Here is an 18,616-nt window from a genome sequence, read left to right as displayed (position 1 = left end):
GCGCCGGGTTTGCACTTCTGCGATCCGCTCAGAACGTGCCGCGTAGACCCGCCGAGCCGATCCCGAGGACGGGCGTCCACGTGATCTCGGCGGCCTTTTTTTCGTCTTGCTTTTGCTTCGGCCCTGCGATGAGAAGCGGCACGCCCACGCCGAGGCCCACCACGCCGACCACGAGGCCCGCCGTCGTCGCGTACCGGAGCGCGTCGAAGAAGTCGGCGTCGGCGTGGAACTCGGGCTGACAGGCCCGGTTCGGGCACTTCGTGACGAGCTCTTGCTCCTTCGACAGCGCCAGGCCCCCCGTCACGCCGAACGCCACGAGCCCGCCCGCGCCGACGCCGATCCCCACCCAGGCCATCGTCCTCCAGAACGGGTCCGGCTCCGGCGGCTTCGGCTTCGGCAGCGGGGGGAGCTCGAGCACGACCTTCTCCGTCTGCTTCACGACGAGGTCGACCTTCTTCTTCACCTTCGTCTCGCCGCGACGAACCTCGAGCTCGTGCGGGCCAGGATCGATCGGGCGCTTCTGTCCGAGCAGCGCCAGCGGGATCTGCTCGCCGTCGACGTACACCGTGATCCCGGCGCCCACGGGGCCCGTGACCTCGATGGTCAGGCTCGGGATGAGCGGCAAGAGCTCCTCGCGCTCCTTGAGCGCGTCGGCCTGCGCCTTGCGGAAGAGGTACGTGACCGCCTTGCCCGAGAGATCCATCCGCGTCACCGCGAGGTAACGCTCCGAGGCCTCGACGAGGCGGCCGAGCTTCACGAGGCTGCGCGCCGCGCGCAGGCCGAGCGTCGGCGCGGGGACGAGCTGATCGGCGAGGTTGAACTTCTCGAGCGCCTCCGCGTACTGGCCCTTGTCGAAGAGCACGATGGCCTCCTCGCCGAGCTTGCGCGCCGCGCTCTTGGTCGCGAAATCCTGCCCCGCGCTCACGGACGGCGTGAGCCAGGCGAGCGCGGCGAACACGACGAGGAGGCACGTCCGATGAGGCGCTCGTTTGGGCTTCGACAGGGGCAGGTTCATCGGTCCGTCGGGGCTCGGGTTCGGCTCAGAAGCCGAGGACATCTTCCTTGCCGATACGCTTGCCCCCGCCGCGAACCGGCGCGGGTTTGCCGGCGTCGGGCGCGCTCGGCGAAGGCGGCGCGTCGGCGTCGGTCGTCGCCGCGGGCTCGGCCGTGGCCGGGACGTTCGGCGCGGGGGCGGGCGCGATGATCGAGGGGCTCGCGGGGGGCGACACGCTCGCCGCGGGGCGCGCGGAGGGCGCCGGGGCCGGAGGGTCCGGGTCGCGCCCCTTCACGATCCACACGGCGCCGACGACGCCGATGAGCAGCACCGGCAGCACGGCGAGCGCGATCGTGAGCGCGCGTCGCGAGCTCGGGTTCGAGGCGCCGCTCGACCAGGCCGTGCTCTGCCCCGTCGGCTCGAGCTTGCCGGACTGCACCATCGAGCCGAGCGGCACCGTGGCCGCGCCTCCGCCCTGGGAGCGCAGGAGCACGATGGAGAGCGCCTCGGCGAGCTCACGCGCCGACTGGAACCGCTCCTTCGGATCCCGCTGCGCGGCGCGCGCGAACCACGCGTCGAAGCCGGGCGGCACGTTGCGCGCGGCCTGCGAAGGCACGGGCAGGGGCGCCGAGCAGATGCGCATGAAGAGCTCGCCGAGCGTGGCGCCCGAGAAGGCCCGCGCGCCCGTCACGCACTCGAAGGCGATCATCGCGAGCTGCCAGAGGTCCGAGCGGAAGTCGATCTCCTTGCCGAGCACCTGCTCCGGGCTCATGTACGCGGGCGTTCCGAGCACCGTGCCCGCGTGCGTCTTGAGGTGCGGATCGTGGCCGGCGTCGGCGGTCTTGGCGATGCCGAAGTCGAGGATCTTCACGACCTCGCGGCCCTCCTCGTTCGCGAGGAAGACGTTCTCCGGCTTCAGATCACGGTGGACGATGCCCTGCTTGTGCGCCCTCTCGAGGGCGCGGGCCATCTCGCGGAAGAGGCGCACCGCGTCCGACGCCGGCAGGACACGCTGGCGCGCGAGCCGCTTGGCGAGGCTCTCGCCTTCGAGCAGCTCCATCACGATGTACGCGACGTGCCCCTGCGCGCCGTGATCCATCGTCTGGACCACGTTCTCGTTCTTGAGCCGCGCCGCGGCGCGCGCCTCGTGGAGGAAACGCGCCATCGTCTCCTGCGGGTTCTGCGCGGAGGCGAGATCGACGAGCTTCACCGCCACGGTCGTGCCGAGCGACGTGTGCTCGGCGCGCCAGACCTCCCCCATCCCGCCCGCGCCGATCGGCGTCGTCAGGCGGTACTTTCCCCCGATGATCGAGCCCGGCGCCCAGGGGGTCGGCCTCACGCTCTGCAGCTCGGGTTCAGCGGGTCTCACGGCGGAGACCGAAGTCTAAACCACCTCGCGTGGAAACGGGAAACACCACGTGCGTGGTTCCGTCCGATCTACCGCGGGCCGTCGCTCATGCGCATCGGCACCTGGGCCGCCGGTCCTCGCGGCGGCAGCGCCTCGCGCTGCTCGATCGAGCGCGCCTCGTCGTACTCCCGCTCCCCCGGGGCCACGAGCGAGGGCCAGTCGGGGAAATAGGTCCCCGGCGGGATCACCACGGCATACGTGGAGGGCGCGGGCACGACGGGCGCCTCGGCGGCGCGTGGTGTCGCGCCGCGACCGCAGCCTGCGGCGACCAGCACGAGCCCACACGCGAAGGCGAGCAGGGAGAAACGACGCCCGGCCGGAGATCCCATGCCGAGGCCCATCGCAAGGCGCGGGCCCGGGCGGTGTGCAGGACGTGCGCGGGGACGTGTCGATCGGGCGAGGACGGATGTTCGATCAGGTTCCGCTGACCTTCGCGGGGCCGGCGCCCTCCGTGAGCAGCGGGAGCAGGCTCAGCGGCTGGGCCGGCGGGACCTGCACCAGAGGCGGCGCGGCCGCGGCCCGCTCGCCGCGGTAGCGCTTGATGCAGCCGGCGAGGATCTCGCCGATGAGCGTCCGGAAATCCATGCTGGCGACCTTCGCGATGACGCAGAGATCGCTGAACTCCGGGGTGAGCCCGGGCAGCGGGTTGCACTCGATCACGTACACGGTGCCGTCCTTCGCCAAACGCAGGTCGATCCGCGCGACGTCGCGGCAGTGCAGCGCGAGGAAGGTGTCGCGCGCGATCTTCTCGATCCGCTTGAGCTCCGCCGATGTCAGGCTCGCCGGGCACTGGAAGCGCACGCGGGTCGTGCCCTGCTGCTTCTCCTCGAAGCCGTAGACCGGGTGCTCGGGTGGATCGACGAAGACCACCTCCATCGGCGGAAGGACCCGCGGGCGGCGATCGCCGAGCAGGCCGACGGTGAACTCGCGGCCGTGGATGTACTCCTCGACGAGCGCGGGTTGACCGTACTTCTCGACGAGGACCTTCGCCGCGGCGCGCGCGCTCGCCTCGTCCGGCACCACCGACGCGCCCGTGATCCCCTTCGACGTGCCCTCCGCGTTTGGCTTGACGATCACCGGGTACCGGAAGGCCTTCAGCTTCTCGCGCCCCGTCGTGAGCACCTGCCACGCGGGCGTGTCGATCTTCGAGGCGCGCAGGATCTGCTTCGTGAGGCCCTTGTCGAGGCAGAGCGAGAGCGTCGTCGGATCGCTGCCGCTGTAGGGGATGCCGAGCAGCTCCAGCATCGCGGGGACCTGCGCCTCGCGGCCGCGGCCGCGCACGCCCTCGGCGATGTTGAAGACCACGTCGGGCTGCGCGGCGAGGAGGCGGTGCGGCAGATCGGGCTTGGCCTCGAGCGGCACCACCGTGTGGCCGAAGCTCTCGATCGCGCTCGTGATCGCCTCGATCGTGGAGGGCGGGTCGAACTCCGCCTCCGCGTCGCCGCCGTCGCGCTTCATGTTGAACGTGAAGCCCACGCGGAGCGCGCCCTTCTTCTGGCGGCGCTGCGGCGCGCCTTCGAGGAGGGGCGAGAGGCCGCGGCGCTTGCACGCGCTGCGCACGATCGACCGGATCACGCCGTCGTAGTCGAAGCCGCGCTTCTTCGCCGCGACGAACATCGCCGCCGTGGGATCGAGCGAGGGGAGCGCGTCGACCTCGAGGAAGTGGATGTCGTAGCCCGTCTGCGGCGAGCCCGGCGAGACGCGGAACTCGCAGCGGCCGAGGTCCCGCAGATCGAGCGCCCGCACGATCCTTCGCGTCAGCGCCTGGATGCGATCGAGCACCGCGGGCGGCAGCACCGCCAGGCGCGAGGTCACGTGCTCGGGCCGCACGTTCTTCAGGTGGAAGTCGTAGACGTTGTAGAGGTTCGAGTAGCGCGGATCGATCACGTACTCGACCGGGTCGAGGACCCCGTCGTCGCCGAGGCCCTCGACGAACGCGCACGACACGTCGACGCCGCGCAGGAAGCGCTCGACGAGCACGCCCGCGGGGAAACGCGCGAGCTGCCGGTCGACGACCTCGGCGAGCTCGTGGTTGTCCTCGCAGACGCTGAAATCGCCGGAGATGCCCTTCGACGAGCCCTCGAAGTTCGGCTTCACGATCACCGGGAACGTGACGTCGTCGAGCGCGCCGCTCTCGATCGCCACGCGCGTCACGAGCCGCGCGCGGGGCGTGGGGACGCCGTAGCTCGCGAGCGTGCGCTTCGTGAGCGCCTTGTCGAGCGTGAGGCAGAGCGTGTACGCGTCCGAGCCCGTGTAGGGGAAGCCGAGCTCGTCGAAGAGCGCGGGGTAAAACGCCTCGCGTGTCTTGCCCTTGTGTCCCTCGGCCATGTTGAACACGAGGTCGGGCGAGATCGCTTCGAGGCGCGCGATGACGCGCGAGGCGGGGCCCGAGACCTCGACGCGCTCGACCTCGTGGCCTGCGCGCGAGAGGGCGTCCTCGATCGCGTCGATGGTCTCTGGGGGGTCGAACTCCGCCTCCTCGGGGGAGCCCGTGATCTTGAAGTTGTAGATGAGCGCGATGCGCATCGGTTCGTTGGAATGGAGGGTGCCGAAGGAGAGGGCGGGTGTCGCGGGTTTTTCGCTGAAAAATCGGCTACGGCGGGAGCCTCATGCGAGCGGGCGGCCGCTGCGTCAAGCGTCAGGGACTCCCCTCACGGGGAGCCACGTGCTACGGCCCCCTCCGTGACGGATCTGGTGGCCTTTCCTCCGCCTGCTTTCCCCGAGCCGGCGGATGAGCTCGGGTTGAACGAGCCCCAGGCGCGGGCGGTGGCCCACGTCGAGGGCCCGCTCGTCGTGTTCGCGGGCGCGGGCAGCGGCAAGACGCGCGTCATCACGTATCGGATCGCGAACCTGCTCGCCGGGCACCGCGTCCCTCCGTACCGCGTGCTCGCCGTGACCTTCACGAACAAGGCGGCGGGCGAGATGCGCCGCCGCATCGCGAGCCTCGCGGGCGACGAGATCGCCAAGGAGCTCTGCATCGGCACGTTCCACGCGACCTGCGCGCGCCTGCTCCGGCGCTTCCACGACGCGGCCGGCCTCGAGCGGAATTTCGTCATCTACGACGACTCCGATCAGCGCGCCGTCGTCGCGCGGGTGCTGAAGGAGCTCTCGCTCGACGACAAGCGGTATCCGCCGCGGCAGGTCCTCTCGCGGATCCACAAGGAGAAGCAGGAGGGCCGCGGCCCCGCCGACTTCGAGCCGCAGGGCTTCTTCGACGACGCGATCCTGAAGGTCTACGAGGGCTACGAGCGCTACCTCCGCAAGGCCAACGCCGTCGACTTCGACGACCTCATCCTCTCGGTGCTGCGCATCGCCGAGGACCCGAAGAGCCTCCCCGGCGAGGATCTTCGCGCGCGTTTCCGGCACGTGCTCGTCGACGAGTTCCAGGACGTCAACCAGGTCCAGTATCGCCTCGTGCGCGCGCTCGCCGCGAGCCGCAACCTCTGCGTGGTCGGCGACGACGATCAGAGCATCTACCGCTGGCGCGGCGCCGACGTGCGTATCGTCCGGAACTTCCGCCGCGACTTCCCCGACGCCGCCATCGTCAAGCTCGAGCAGAACTACAGGTCCTCGGGCAACATCGTCCGGGCCGCGCTCGGCGTGATCAAGCCGGCGAAGGATCGCGAGCCGAAGGAGCTCTGGACCGCGCGGGACGGCGGCGAGCCCGTCGTCGTCGTCGCCGCGCAGAACGAGCACGACGAGGCCGCGTGGGTGGCCGAGCGCGTCCGCGAGGCCCAGGCGCGCGGCGTGCCGCTCGGCGAGGTGGCGATCTTCTACCGCGTGCACGCCCAGTCGCGCGTGCTCGAAGAGGTCCTGCGCGCCGAGCGGATCCCCTACCAGATCGTCGGCGGCATGCGCTTCTTCGAGCGGGCCGAGGTGAAGGATCTGCTCTCGTACCTGCGCATCCTCGATAACCCGAAGAGCGACGTCGACCTCGAGCGCATCATCAACGTCCCGGCGCGCAAGATCGGCCAGGCCACGCTCGATCGGCTCACGCAGGTGGCGAACGCCCTCAACGTGCCGCTCTACGAGGCGCTCGTGCCGCTCGTCGAGCGCGGCGGCCTCGGCACGGCCGCGAAGAAGAGCCTGCTCGCCTTCCGCGATCTCATCGAGAGCCTGCGCGAAAAGGCCGCCTCCGCGCCGCCGAGTGATCTCGCGCGTGAGGTCCTCGCGCGCACGGGGTATGCGCGTATGCTCGACGAGGACGACAGCGCCGAGAGCGACGCGCGCAAGCAGAACCTGCAGGAGCTCATCGGCTCCATCCTCGATTACGAGGCCGAGGCGGCCGCGGCGGGGCAGGTCGGCACGCTCTCCGGTTACCTCGAGCGGGTCACGCTCTCGAGCGACATCGACGCGCTCGAGGACGCGCCGCGCGTCTCCATGATGACCGTGCACGCGGCCAAGGGGCTCGAGTTCGACACGGTCTTCATCACGGGCATGGAGGACGAGATCTTCCCCTTCAAGGGCCCGGATCCCAAGCGCAACGAGGACATCGAGGAGGAGCGCCGCCTCGCCTACGTCGCCGTCACGCGGGCGAGAGAGCGCCTCTTCGTCACGCACGCGGCGCGGCGTATGATCTTCGGCAACACGCGCTTCGGCGTGCCGAGCCGCTTCATCGCCGATTTCCCGACCGCGGCCGTGAAGGGCCTCATGACGGCCGCGGCCTCGAGCGAGCGGTCGTTCCGCGACGGGTACCGCGACCGCGACGAACCTGCGCGGCCGCGTGGGCCCTGGGTGCATCCGATGGATCGCGAGAAGACGTCCGCGCGCTCCTTCGCCTCGCCTTCGGCTTCCGTGCCTGCGCGCGCGCCGGGCGAGCGGTACATCGAGCGCGAGCCGGGCGAGGGCGCGGGTGGCCTCGCGCGTGGGGCGCGGGTCATGCACGAGAAGTTCGGCGTCGGCGCCATCGTCGACGTCGACCCCGGCGACGACCCGATCGCCACGGTCAAGTTCTCCGGCTGGGGGGTCAAACGCATCAAGGCGCGGTTCTTGCGGACCGAATGATGCGTGAAACGCGTGGTCATTGTATTGCGATGCGGCGCTGCATCGCAATGCAATGGCGCCTCACTTCCCCTTGAGCTGATTCGCGACGGCCTGGGCCTTCGCCTTCGCCGCCTCCTCGTCGCCGAGGTACCGGCGTGAGATCGGCTTCAGGTTCGCGTCGAGCTCGTAGAGGAGCGGCACGCCCGTGGGGATGTTCAGCTCGACGATCTCCTGGTCCGAGATGCCGTCGAGGTGCTTCACCAGCGCGCGCAGGCTGTTTCCGTGCGCGGTGATGATCACGCGTTTGCCGCTCCGGATCGCCGGCGCGATGTCCGACGCCCAGAACGGGAGGAACCGCGCCACCGTGTCCTTCAGCGACTCGCTGGCGGGGATCTCCTCCTTGCGCATCGACGCGTATCGCGGGTCCTTGCCGGGCCAGCGCGGGTCGTCGTCGCTCATCGGCGGGGGCGGGACGTCGTAGCTCCGGCGCCAGATCTTCACCTGCGCCTCGCCGTGTTTCGCCACGGTCTCGGCCTTGTCGAGCCCCTGCAGCGCCCCGTACATGCGCTCGTTCACGCGCCAGCTCTCGGTGATCGGGATCCACATCCGATCGAGCCCCTCCAGCACGATCCACAGCGTCTTGATGGCGCGCTTCAGCACGGAGGTGTACGCCACGTCGAACGTGAGCCCCTCGGCCGCGATCATCTGCGCCGCGGCGCGCGCCTCCTCGACGCCTTTTTCGCTGAGCGGCACGTCGACCCAGCCGGTGAAGCGGTTTTCCTTGTTCCACTGGCTCTCGCCGTGGCGGAGGAGGACGAGCTTGTGCATCGTGTGTTTCCCTTCCGAGGGCTCAACGAGGCCCCACCACGAGGCCGCATCCGGGCATGGCGCGCGGCGCGCCCGGCGTCAAGCGTGGCTCTCCTCGCCGCGCTGCGTTGATCCCGCTCGCCTTCGGGGCTTTCTTCGGGTATCGGAGGCGATACGATGAGCTCCATCGTCCACGCCACCTTCCTCGTCGCCGCGCCCGATCAGCCGGGCCTCGTCGCGCGCCTCGCCGGCTTCTTTTACAACGCCGGCCTCAACATCGTCGACGCCGGCAACCACACCGACGTCCACGCCGAGGGCGGCCCGCGCTTCTTCATGCGTATGGTCGTCGACGTCTCGGGCCTCTCGGCGCCCGCGGCCAGCGCGGCGCTCGGCGGCTCCTCGACCCGCGCGGCCCTCGAAGGCGCGTTCGGCGACCTCGCCACGACCCTCTCGGCGACCTGGTCCGTCCGGTACGGCGACCTGGTCCAGCGCGTCGCCATCCTGGTCACGAAGGACCCGGCTTGCCTCTACGATCTCGTCCTCCGGCAGCGCTCGGGCGAATTGCCCTGCGAGATCCCGCTCGTCCTTTCGAACCACCCCACGCTCGAGCCCGTCGCCGAGAGCTTCCGCATTCCGTTTTTTTGCTTGCCCGTCACGCCCGACACGAAGCGCGAGCAGGAGAAACGAATCCTCGAGCTCTGCCGGCGCCACCACGTCGATCTCGTGGTCCTCGCCCGCTACATGCAGGTCCTCACCGAGGATTTCCTGAACGAGGCGCCGCCCGTCATCAACATCCACCACGGATTCTTGCCGGCGTTCCAGGGCGCCAAACCTTATCACCAGGCGCACGCGCGCGGCGTGAAGATGATCGGGGCGACGGCTCATTATGCGACGAAGGACCTCGATCAGGGCCCGATCATCGAGCAGGACGTCGCGCGCGTCACGCACGCGATGGGCCCCGACGAGATGGCCCGCACGGGTCGGGACGTCGAGCGCGTCGTCCTCTCGCGCGCCGTCCGCGCGCACCTCGAACGACGTGTGATCGTCGAAGGACGGCGTACGATCGTCCTCTGAGCCTGCCGTCGCGGCAGGCGAGCGGCTCGATCCGCGAGGAAGGCTTCGTGTCGGAGAGCAGCGGCGCCCACGGTTCGTCGGAGATCGAGGCGCTCGTGCGGCGCGCGCGGGGCGGCGACCGCGTGGCCCAGCGCGCCTTGATCGAAGACGTCCTCGCGCCCGTGGTCCAGGCCCGCGTCGCCCGCGTCCTCGTCCGGAGGCGGAGCGGCAAGGGGGATCTCCGCACCGAGCTGATGGACCTCTGCCAGCAGGTCTTCGTCCACGTCTTCGGCGCGAACCTGCTCGCGCGCTGGGATCCCGCGGCGGGCTCGCTCGGCGCGTTCGTCGGGACGATCGCGGAGAACCACGTCCGCTCGATCCTGCGCAGCCGCGTGCGCAGCCCCTTCACCGAGATCGCGACCGAGATCGAGGCCCTGGAGCTCGCGCTGCCCGCGGGCGACTTCAGCCAGGAGACCGCCGTCGTCTCGCGCGAGGCGCTGCGGCGGCTCGAGGCCGAGCTCGACGACGAGGAGCGGGAGGGGTTCTTCGCGTTTTTCGTGGACGAGCGATCCATCGAGGAGATGTGCGTGGTGACGGGCAAGAGCCGCGAGGCGGTGTACAAGCAACGCCAGAGGCTCCGGGAGCGGGTGCGGAGGATCCTCGACGACGAGGCGGTGAGCTCGGGCGGGCCCGCGCGAAAGGCGCCGAGGGCGAGGGAGGAGGGGCTGTGAGCGAAGAGCAGGATCCGCGGATCGAGGGCCTCGCCCGGCGGGTGCGCGAGCGCGAGCAGGAGGAGCTCGCAGAGCTCTTGCGCCCGCTCGATCGGGCCGAGCGGAGCGGGCTCGCCGACGGCGTCTTCGCCGCGCTCGACGCGGAGGCGAGAGGCAAGGACACGAAGGCGCCCGTCGTCCCGATCGGGAAAACGAAACGCGCAGGGGCGCGCTCCGCGTTCGTCGCGGCATTACTCGCCGCGGCGCTCGGGGCGGCCGTGTTTTTCGTGGCGCGCAAGGACCCGCCGGCGCCGATGGCGGCGTATTCGCTCTTCGTCGAGGGAGGCAACCAGACCGAGCGCGGGGAGCCGCCTCCGCAAGACGCGGTGATCCGGCTGGATCCGGCCTCGCGGCTCGCGCTCGCGCTCCGCCCCGAGGCGCCCGTCCAGGGGGCGATCGCGGTGCGGGCCTTCCTCGTGCGGGACGGCGCCGCCCGGCCCTGGGAGGCGCCGATCGGGGTCGGGGCGGGCGGCGTCATTCGAATCGAGGGCACGGCGGCGGCGCTCTTCGGGGACGTCCCCGAGGGCGCGTGGGAGCTCGTGCTCCTCGTGGGTCGCCCCGAGGCCCTGCCCGAGGAGTCGACGCTCGCAAAGGCCGCGGCCTCCGGGGAAGGTTTGGCCGGGACATCCATGCATCGGCTGCGGATCTCGCTCTCGCGGCCCCGCGGCGAGGCCCCCGCGGGCGGCGGGCCGGGGATCGGGTTCTCCGGCTGCGCGGCCGTGCGCGCGGGCGCCGGATGCGAGCTCGGCGCGGATCGGACCGTACGGTTCTTCGTGCCAAACGTGGCGCCGGCCGAGGTCGTCGTGCGCGTGGACGGCGCGGCGGTGGAGGCGCGCGGCGAGGCCGTGCGGGGCGGCGCGCGGGTCTCGGTCGAGGTCCCGGCGTCCGCGCGTGACGTCTCCGTCGGTCCCCTCCGCCTCTCGATCGTGCCCCCCGCGGTTTTACCCGACGCACTCGCGGAGGCGGAGGCCTCGCGGCGGCGCGGCGACCTCGAGCGCGCCTCCTCCCTCGTCGCGAAGGTGCTCGCGGAGGGCTCGCCGGAGGCGCGGCGGGCGGCGCTCCGGCAGAAAGCGCGGATCCTCCTCGCGATGCGCGGGCGCTTCGACGAGGCGGCGGCCCTGTTTCGTGAGGCCCTCGCGCAGGGCCGCGCCGCGGGGCGCATCTCCGACGAGCTCGACGATACCTTCGCGCTCTCGTACGGGCTGCTCCTCGAAAAACGCGCATTCGGCGAGGTGCGCGTCTTGCTCGACGGGATCGGCCCGCTGCTCGCCGCTTGCCCCGAGGGCGAGAGCAAGGCGGCTTATTACCGGGGCCTGCTCGGCGTCGAGACCGGGGATCTACGCGCGGCGCTCGCCGCGTTTTCAGCCGCTTCGGCGGGCGCCGAGCGGCTCGGGCTCGACGTGTATCGCAGCGCGGTGCTGGAGCAGGAGGCCGAGGTGCTCGCGGTGCTCGGCCGGCACGAGGAGGCCACGGCGCGGCTCGGTGACGCGCGGGCGCTCGCGGGGCCCGCGGCGGACGCCTGCCGGCGGGCGCAGCTCGCGAGCAACGCGGGGTGGATCGCGCTCCGGGCGTCCGCGCGCTCGGGCGAGGGGCTCGGCGAGGCGAAACGCGCGCTCGAAGAGGCGCTTGCCATCACACGCGCGGGCTGCCCGGCGGGCCTCGGGACCGTGCTCGTGAACCTCGCGCTCGTGGAGCTCGAAGCGGGGGCGGCGGGGGCGGCGCGCGCGCGCCTCGAGGAGGCCCGGCGCGCGGGGGGAGGGGCCGGGCTCGGCGGGTGGCAGCGGATGATCGAGGCGCGGCTCCACGTCGCCGAGGGAAAACCCGAGGAGGCGCTCGTGGCATACGAGGCGCTGCGCGCCGAGGGGGAGCGGCTCCTCTTGCCCGAGCTCGTCTTCGAGGGCGCGCTCGGCCGCGCCGAGGCGCTCGTCGCCTCGGGCAAACGCGCCGAGGCGCGTGAGGCGTTCGGCGAAGCGGCGCGCGCGCTCGTGGCGTGGGGGCGTGGCGTGCCGCTCGGCGAGGGGCGGGGGACGTTCCTCGCGGCGCGGCAGCGGGGCGCGCGGCAGGCGGTGGACTTCTTGCTCCGCGAGGCCGAGCAGGGCGATACGAGCGCGGCGGGGGAGGCCCTCTCGGCCGCGCGGCGCTCGCTCGCTGGGTTTGTCTCTGCATTCCACTGGATCCACCGCGTGAGCGCTCTCCCGGCGGAGGCGCGGGCGCGGTGGGACGAGGCCGTCGCGAAGTACCGGCGCGAGCGCGCCGTCCTGGAGGAGAGGGCTGCGGCGCGTGGGCCGGGCGGGGTGGGGCTCGAGGCCGAGCGGGCGGCCCTGCGGGGCGCGCTCGATCGGGCGCTCGCGGCGCTCGGCGCGGAGGAGACCGGGGGCGAAGCCGCGTTGCCCGTCCCGGCCGCGGGCGAGGCGCTCCTCGTGGTGCATCCGGCGCGCGAGGGCCTCGCGGGGTTCGTGATGACGGATGGCGGGCGCGTCGAGGCCCGGCGGCTCCGGGCCGTCCCCCGGGGCGCTTCGCCTTCGGAGCGCGCGGATGCGTGGCTCGCGCCGTTTCGTTCGGCCCTCGCCGGGGCGCGCCGCGTGCGGCTCGTCCTGCCGGCGGAGCTCGCGGAGGTGGACGTGCATGCCCTCCCGCTCGACGGCGCGCCGCTGATCGAGCGCGCGGCGGTCGTGTATTCGCTCGACCTCGCGCCGCGGCCCGCGCCGTCGGATGTGGGCGCGACCGCCGTCGTGATCGTGGATCCGACCGAGGACCTGCCCGGCGCGCGTGGCAGCGCGGGTGCGGTCGTCGCGGCGCTCCAGTCGCGGGGCCTACGCGTCGTCGAGCTCCGGGGCCAGGCCGCGACCCACGACGCCGTTCGAGACGCGCTCGAAATGCCCTCCGTGCGCATCGTGCATTACGCCGGGCATGCCACGTTTGATGGGCCGGACGGGCTCGAGGCCTCGTTGCGCCTCGCCCGTCGGGGTCGTTTTTCGGTGGCCGACGTGATGGCCCTCTCGCGTGTCCCCGACGTCGTGGTCCTCGCCGGGTGTGACACCGCGCGCGCCGCCGCGTCCCTCGCCGAGAGCGGCGGGCTCGGCCTCGCACATGCTTTCCTCTTGAAGGGGGCGCGCGCCGCCCTCGCGACGCCGCGCCCGATGGGCGACGCCCTCGCCGAGCAGGCGACGCGCCTCCTTTATGCCGAGCCGATCGAGCGAGACCCTGCGACGGCCCTGCGCGCCGCCACGCGCGCCCTTCGCCTCGTGTCGCCCGAGCTCGACTGGGCCGCCTTGCGCCTGCTCGGCGAGTGAGCGGAGTCACGCGCCAAATTTTTTTCGGTCGTGTGTCCAATCGGGTGACCAGGGCGCGTAAGGCCCGCTGAACAACACGCCGCACGTTGCCTTGGGCGCGCACCGTAGGGTCTGGCGCTGCCCGTGGTCTTCGTTTGGCCTTTCTTCACGAGGTCGAGACATGGCTCGCACGTCGAATCGGACGATTTTGTCCACGCTCCTTGGTGGTTTTCTCCTTTTGCCCAGCGCGCCGGCCTTCGCGGACGTCGTGCTCGAACCGAACATCGTCAAAGGCCAGGCGCGATTCTCCAATACGAACCCCACCATCGTCGCGCTCCTCCAGCAGCTCGGGATGGGCTGGGCCAGGGTGGCCGCCACGAGCACCTCGCCCTCGGGGTACCAAAGCAACACGAACGCGACGCTCGGCACGCTCCTCTCGCGTAGCTTCGAGCTCTCCGCCGAGTCCGGCGCCGGTGGCCCCGGCGGCGTCACGTACAACCTGAGCGCGACGGGTTACCTCTATGCCGCGGCGCCGTATACCGCGACGGGGGAATACTGGTTCCAGACGGTCGGCGGCGTCGTCCTCCAGCCCGTCGCGCAGCAGCCCGGCGGGACCACGGCCGACATCGCCGATTGTATCGGCCTCGTGCACGTCCGGTTCGGCCTCGATCCGCAATGCGATACGCCCCTCGTCATCAATGATGGCAAGATCAACACGAGTTACGGAAAGAGCACCTTCCAGAACAGCTCCGAGCATTACATCCTCCAGCTCGGGGGCACGAGCGAGACGCGCTCGCTCTCCATCACGACGGGCAACGACCCCACGCAGAACACCATCACCTTCGAGTTCCCCCTCGACCTCCACCCGAGCTGCGACGAGATCCAGGAAATCTGCATCGACATGTCCCCGTACCAGGGCGGCGGCGGCGGCGCGCTCGGCGCGTTGACCGGTCCGTTCGACGTCCTCGGCGAGATCGAGCAGGATCAGACCCACATTCGCGCGAACTTCGGGCCTTCCGGGAACCTGCGTTACGGCGATTTCGTGCCCCCCGAGATGCCCGAGGCCTCGCCGGCGACGTGGTGGACCCTGCCGAACATGGTCCCCGGCGATTACTGGGGGTATGCCAGGGGCCTCGTCCGCACCGGCCGCCTTACCACGGAGCTCATCACCCCGCGCATGGGACCCGGCACCCCCGCGGGCCCCATGACCGTCCAGTCCGGCGTGACCTCCGACCTCCAGCAGAACATCGGCGGCCAGCTCCGGTATCCCTTCGTCATGAAGCCCGCCCGGTTCCACGGCGGGATCCTCCTCGCCGATCCTTTCGTCGCGGCCCATCCGGGCGCCTACAGCTCGCTCTCGGCCCTCTGGTTCTCCGCCGATCCTCCCTGGTCGAGCACGTATCCCGCGGGCACCACCATCCGGGCAGTCGACGTCGATACCTGGGGCGGCTACAGCACCACCTCGTTCGAGGGCAACTTCGATCCGGCCACCGGCGCGCTCTCCTCCGTCTACGAGCAGCTCGTCGTCAATACCTACGACATCCCCACGCAGTGGCGCCAGCAAGGCCTGATGCTCGGTTTCCACGATCCGGCGGCCCAGCGACAGGGCAACCTCACGCTGCAGCGTGACAGCACGGATCACCTCCTCGCCCCCGGTGACGCCGCGATCATCGATCATGCTTATTGCTTCAACGAGGTCGAGCTCCCTTACTCCATCACGAGCGGCCTGCTCTTCTATCCCCAGGCGGCGGTGACCGGCGGCCATAACGGCACCGACTGGCAGGGCAATGCCACGACGTACACGGCGTCCGGCAGTTTCTACGGGTGGCCGGAGACCCAGGCGACCGCCGCCACGAATGGCGTCGTGCGCCTCGCGCTCCCCCAGGGCACCTATACCCTCCAGCCCGGCGCGAGCGTCGTGTCCAGCTCCGGCGCGGTCAGCACCGCGACCTTCGCCCAGACGACGCTCGAGCTCGGCTGCGGCCAGCGCGTCAGCGTCTCCCCGGGCCTCAGCGTCTCGGCCCAGCTCCCCCTCTGCGCCACCTCGGCGGCGCCCGACATCACGGGCAGCGTCGCGAGCAGCGGCAACCCCGTCGATCGAATCTGGTACCAGCTCAACGGCGGCCCCGAGATCGACATCTGCGCCTCCGGTTGCGGCGCCGACCCGACGTTCTCCGCCCCCGTGAACCTCGCCGCCTGCGGCAATACGATCCAGGTCTTCGCCAGCTCGGGCGGACAGACCGCCTCGGTCACCACGCAGACGACCTGGGAAGATCCGGACGACGGCGTCGATTGTGACGGATCCTGCGAGCCGCCGCCCCCGCCGCCCGGCGACGCGTGCGCCACCGTCTCGACCTATCCGCTCGCCTGCTCGGGCGGGGACGGCGGATACGAGGTCACGATCAAGATCTCGAACGACACGGATCAGCCGATCGCCCACGTGCTCCTGCCCGATCCGCACGTCTCGCCGAACGTCGTCACCTTGCCCACGCCGCTCCAGCCCGGGGAGGGGACCACGGTCACGGTGAACGTCTCCGGCGTCAACCCCGGCGCGGGCTTCTGCCTCGACGTCGGGATGACGAATGCCTCGCACGAGGAGTGCTGCTCGCAATCGGTCTGCTTCGAGATCCCGGCCTGCTGCTTCTCCGTCGTCGGCGAGAAGACCTCGTGTATCCCGGGCGCGCCGGGCGGGGAGTTCAACTACTCCTTCAAATTCGAGAATCGCACGCTCGACACGATCGAGCACGTCTTCATCTTCCCGCCGAGCGGCGTCGCCGTCTGGCCGCAATACGTGGACGTCCCTCCCACGCCGCCCGGCGACATCGCGCACGTGGGTGGGCTCTCGTTCGCGGGCGCCACGCCCGGCGAGGAGCTCTGCGTCACCGTGGGCATCCACGACGAGGAGATGAACGAGTGCTGCGCCGAGGAAGTCTGCTTCACCGTGCCCGAGCCTTGTGGTGAGAATGGGCTCGTGGCGGAGGCCACGGCCAAGTCCATGCCCGCCGAGAGCTGCTCCGTCAGCGCGGCAGGCACGTCGCGCGGCTCACTCGCTGGCCTCGTCCTCGGGCTCGCGGCCGCGCTCGGGCTCGCGCGGCGCCGCCGCCGGTGAGGACGGGCGAATTTCCTGTCCAGTCCTCCTCGCGCACGGCGTAAGTTCCTCGGATCGTCCGAGCACCAGCGACATGGTGCTCGGGCGATCCCCGTGGAGGTCCCGTGTCCCGCTTCGTCTCCAGCACCCGCGTTCGCCTCACCGTGGTCGCCCTCGGCATCACGCTCTCGTCGGGCTTCGCCTGCGGCCCCACGTCGCCGCCGCCGCCGCCGTGTCCTCCCGCCGAGGACGACCCGGGCTGCACGGGTCATCGTTTTATTGCCGTCGTCAATCCGAGCGGCGATTGCCCCAAGGATCCCCTCGGCATCTGGACGGAGGCGAAGCTCTTCAAGGGCCCGGCGAGCGGCCCGCCGCCCGCCCTCGCGCGTTATTGCGTCTATGAATGGACCGGCGCCCGCGTCAACCCCGGCGCGACCCAATGCCTCACCTACGGCCCGAACGGGCCCGGAGAGGACGAGCTCCAGCAGCTCGACGCCGTCCTCGGCGCGGGCGCGGAGCTCGGCGAGGATTGTATCGACACCGCGCCGCTCGCCTTCGAGGACGACGCCGCGACCTGGGCGCGCAAGCAGCTCTTCCTCCGCGCGGGCGGCGTCGCCTCCTTGCCGCCGCCCGACGCCGATCCATCACTCCCGCGCCCGGCCCGGCTCGTCGCCGTCGATACCTCCCCCGACGCGCTGCTCGGCGGCATTGCGATCGGCCAGAGCCGCCACGGCGACGCTGTCGCGCACGTCGCCCGTGATCTCGCCTGCCCCAATGGCGAGGGCGCGCCTTGCGCGGCGCACGTCACGACCGCGCTCGGCTTGCCTCGCGTGGACCTCGCCAATCCGCTCGCCACCTCCCCGACGCAGGGCGGGTTCTTCGGCACCGAGGGCGACCTCGCGCAGGCCCTCGAGCGGCTCGTCCTCGCCTGGCGCGCCGAGATCCTGAACAACCAGGGCGATCCGCGCCTCGTCATCAACCTGAGCGTCGGCTGGGAGGACGATCGCCGCCGGGCGAACTGCGCGCCCCTCAACTATGCCGCGAACCCCGAATTGCTCGCGCCACCCGCGCGCGCCGTGCTCGACGCCATGCGGTATGCGACCTGCCACGGCGCCCTCCTCCTCGCGGCCGCCGGCAATGACACCGGCGGCATTTCGCCGAAGACCGGCCTCGTCTGCCCGGCGCGCTGGGAAGAACTCGCGGCCCCCGACCCCCAGACGTGCGACGCGCTCGTCGGCACCCCCTTCGCCGCCGCGTGGGCGGAGCTCTGGCCGACCTTCCCGCGTCGCCCCGCGCAGAACCAGGCCCCTTACGATCGAGTCGTGTATGCCGTCGGCGGCGTCGATTACGGCGACGAACCCCTCGTCCCTCCGCGCCCCCTCGCGCGCCCTCGCCTCGCGGCCCTCGGCCTGCTCGCGTCGGCCTGGGACACCTCCCCGAGCGCCTCGGCCACACCAAACACGAATGGCGTGCCCCCCGCGCCGCCGCCCTTCCTCACCGGCACCTCCATCTCCACGGCCGTCGCCAGCGGCATCGCCGCGTCCTTGTGGGCGTATTCCCCGACGCGCACCGCGCCCGAGATCCTCGACACCATCTATCAACGGGGCGTCTCGCTCCAGCAAAATGGCGCCGCCATCCCCGCCGACCCGGGCGCTTGTTCTGGCGCCCCCTCCTGCGACGTGCGCCGCCTCTCCCTCTGCCGCGCCCTCCAGCTCCCCTGCGACGACGCCGCGCCCGTGGGATCGCAGAATCAACCCCTGCAAAACCCACCTTTGACCCCGGCCCTCCTGAGCCTGCTCGACAGCGAATTCCAGGCCGCGCAAGCCTCGACCGTCTCCTTCCCCGACACCCAGCCCATCCCGCATTCTCGTTACGCCACCGTCGCCGCCTCTCCCTGGACCTTCCCGCAGCCCAACTGGCCGGCTTGCCCGGCGTGTGTGCTCCGTGTCGACGGCCCGAACAGCCTCATCCTCGAGGCCCGCCCCGGCCTCACGATGACGGATCTCACGCTCGTCCTCGTGGACCTCGGCGGCACCGTCCGCTCCGCCCGCGTCGCGGCCACCGCGGCGCGGAATGATTCGATGCGGATCACCCTCAACGGCCAGGCCGGCTTCGACGCCACGAGGACACGATTCGCTTGGATCGCGGGCGCGACCACCACGACGACCGGCACGAACGTCTCCGCCGTCCAGCAAATCGCCATCACCGGGCCCTGAAGCCCCCGCGCCAATGCCATGGGCA

General features: G+C 71.3%; 11 protein-coding genes. 6 read left to right on the top strand and 5 right to left on the bottom strand.

Annotation, left to right across the window (positions count from 1 at the left end; all coding sequences use genetic code 11):
• Window positions 1-28: 28 nt before the first annotated feature.
• The 4 genes from GF068_RS06115 to GF068_RS06100 form a co-directional block, all read right to left on the bottom strand.
• Complete coding sequence (locus GF068_RS06115; RefSeq protein ID WP_153818284.1) at window positions 29-1,057, bottom strand: tetratricopeptide repeat protein; 1,029 nt, start codon at window positions 1,055-1,057, stop codon at window positions 29-31.
• On the bottom strand, window positions 1,041-2,363 hold the full coding sequence (locus GF068_RS06110) for a protein kinase domain-containing protein (RefSeq protein ID WP_153818283.1): 1,323 nt from the start codon (window positions 2,361-2,363) through the stop codon (window positions 1,041-1,043). The genes GF068_RS06115 and GF068_RS06110 overlap by 17 nt, the downstream gene beginning before the upstream one ends.
• Window positions 2,364-2,431: 68 nt before the next feature.
• Complete coding sequence (locus GF068_RS06105) at window positions 2,432-2,731, bottom strand: hypothetical protein (protein ID WP_153818282.1); 300 nt, start codon at window positions 2,729-2,731, stop codon at window positions 2,432-2,434.
• Between the two features lie 85 nt (window positions 2,732-2,816).
• Window positions 2,817-4,928: a D-alanine--D-alanine ligase family protein gene (locus tag GF068_RS06100; protein WP_153818281.1), complete on the bottom strand. Its 2,112-nt coding sequence runs from the start codon at window positions 4,926-4,928 to the stop codon at window positions 2,817-2,819.
• A 156-nt stretch (window positions 4,929-5,084) separates the two neighbouring features.
• Between GF068_RS06100 and GF068_RS06095 the strand changes: the two genes are divergently transcribed.
• Window positions 5,085-7,406, top strand: a complete 2,322-nt coding sequence (locus tag GF068_RS06095) for an ATP-dependent helicase (protein ID WP_338046244.1) — start codon at window positions 5,085-5,087, stop codon at window positions 7,404-7,406.
• A gap of 60 nt (window positions 7,407-7,466) precedes the next feature.
• On the opposite strand, the gene gpmA is transcribed toward GF068_RS06095, so the two are convergent.
• Entirely contained in the window at window positions 7,467-8,213 is a 747-nt protein-coding gene (gene gpmA / locus GF068_RS06090; RefSeq protein WP_153818279.1) for a 2,3-diphosphoglycerate-dependent phosphoglycerate mutase, read from the bottom strand.
• Between the two features lie 156 nt (window positions 8,214-8,369).
• Between gpmA and purU the strand changes: the two genes are divergently transcribed.
• The 5 genes from purU (at window position 8,370) to GF068_RS06065 (ending at window position 18,591) form a co-directional block, all read left to right on the top strand.
• Window positions 8,370-9,266 carry a formyltetrahydrofolate deformylase gene (gene purU, locus GF068_RS06085; RefSeq protein ID WP_153818278.1) on the top strand — a complete coding sequence of 299 codons (897 nt, stop codon included), beginning with the start codon at window positions 8,370-8,372 and terminating at the stop codon, window positions 9,264-9,266.
• 47 nt (window positions 9,267-9,313) lie between these two features.
• Window positions 9,314-9,976: an RNA polymerase sigma factor gene (locus tag GF068_RS06080; RefSeq protein ID WP_153818277.1), complete on the top strand. Its 663-nt coding sequence runs from the start codon at window positions 9,314-9,316 to the stop codon at window positions 9,974-9,976.
• A complete protein-coding gene (locus tag GF068_RS46885; protein ID WP_153818276.1) occupies window positions 9,973-13,308 on the top strand; it encodes a CHAT domain-containing protein in 3,336 nt (1,111 codons plus the stop codon). The genes GF068_RS06080 and GF068_RS46885 overlap by 4 nt, the downstream gene beginning before the upstream one ends.
• Window positions 13,309-13,468: 160 nt before the next feature.
• Window positions 13,469-16,396, top strand: coding sequence for a hypothetical protein (locus GF068_RS06070; protein ID WP_153818275.1), 2,928 nt, complete (start codon window positions 13,469-13,471; stop codon window positions 16,394-16,396).
• Window positions 16,397-16,500: 104 nt separating this feature from the next.
• Complete coding sequence (locus GF068_RS06065; RefSeq protein WP_153818274.1) at window positions 16,501-18,591, top strand: S8/S53 family peptidase; 2,091 nt, start codon at window positions 16,501-16,503, stop codon at window positions 18,589-18,591.
• The last annotated feature ends 25 nt before the right edge of the window (window positions 18,592-18,616 follow it).

This window comes from Polyangium spumosum, assembly GCF_009649845.1.
In the GTDB taxonomy this organism is placed as follows: domain Bacteria; phylum Myxococcota_A; class Polyangia; order Polyangiales; family Polyangiaceae; genus Polyangium; species Polyangium spumosum.
Note: the sequence above shows the minus strand (reverse complement) of the source record. Positions and strands in the feature narration are given on the sequence as shown.

Coding starts and splice junctions, on each gene's coding strand:
- GF068_RS06070 (WP_153818275.1), top strand. CDS start 13,469: ATGGCTCGCACGTCGAATCGGACGATTTTGTCCACGCTCCTTGGTGGT.
- GF068_RS06100 (WP_153818281.1), bottom strand. CDS start 4,928: ATGCGCATCGCGCTCATCTACAACTTCAAGATCACGGGCTCCCCCGAG.
- GF068_RS06105 (WP_153818282.1), bottom strand. CDS start 2,731: ATGGGATCTCCGGCCGGGCGTCGTTTCTCCCTGCTCGCCTTCGCGTGT.
- GF068_RS06115 (WP_153818284.1), bottom strand. CDS start 1,057: ATGTCCTCGGCTTCTGAGCCGAACCCGAGCCCCGACGGACCGATGAAC.
- purU (WP_153818278.1), top strand. CDS start 8,370: ATGAGCTCCATCGTCCACGCCACCTTCCTCGTCGCCGCGCCCGATCAG.
- gpmA (WP_153818279.1), bottom strand. CDS start 8,213: ATGCACAAGCTCGTCCTCCTCCGCCACGGCGAGAGCCAGTGGAACAAG.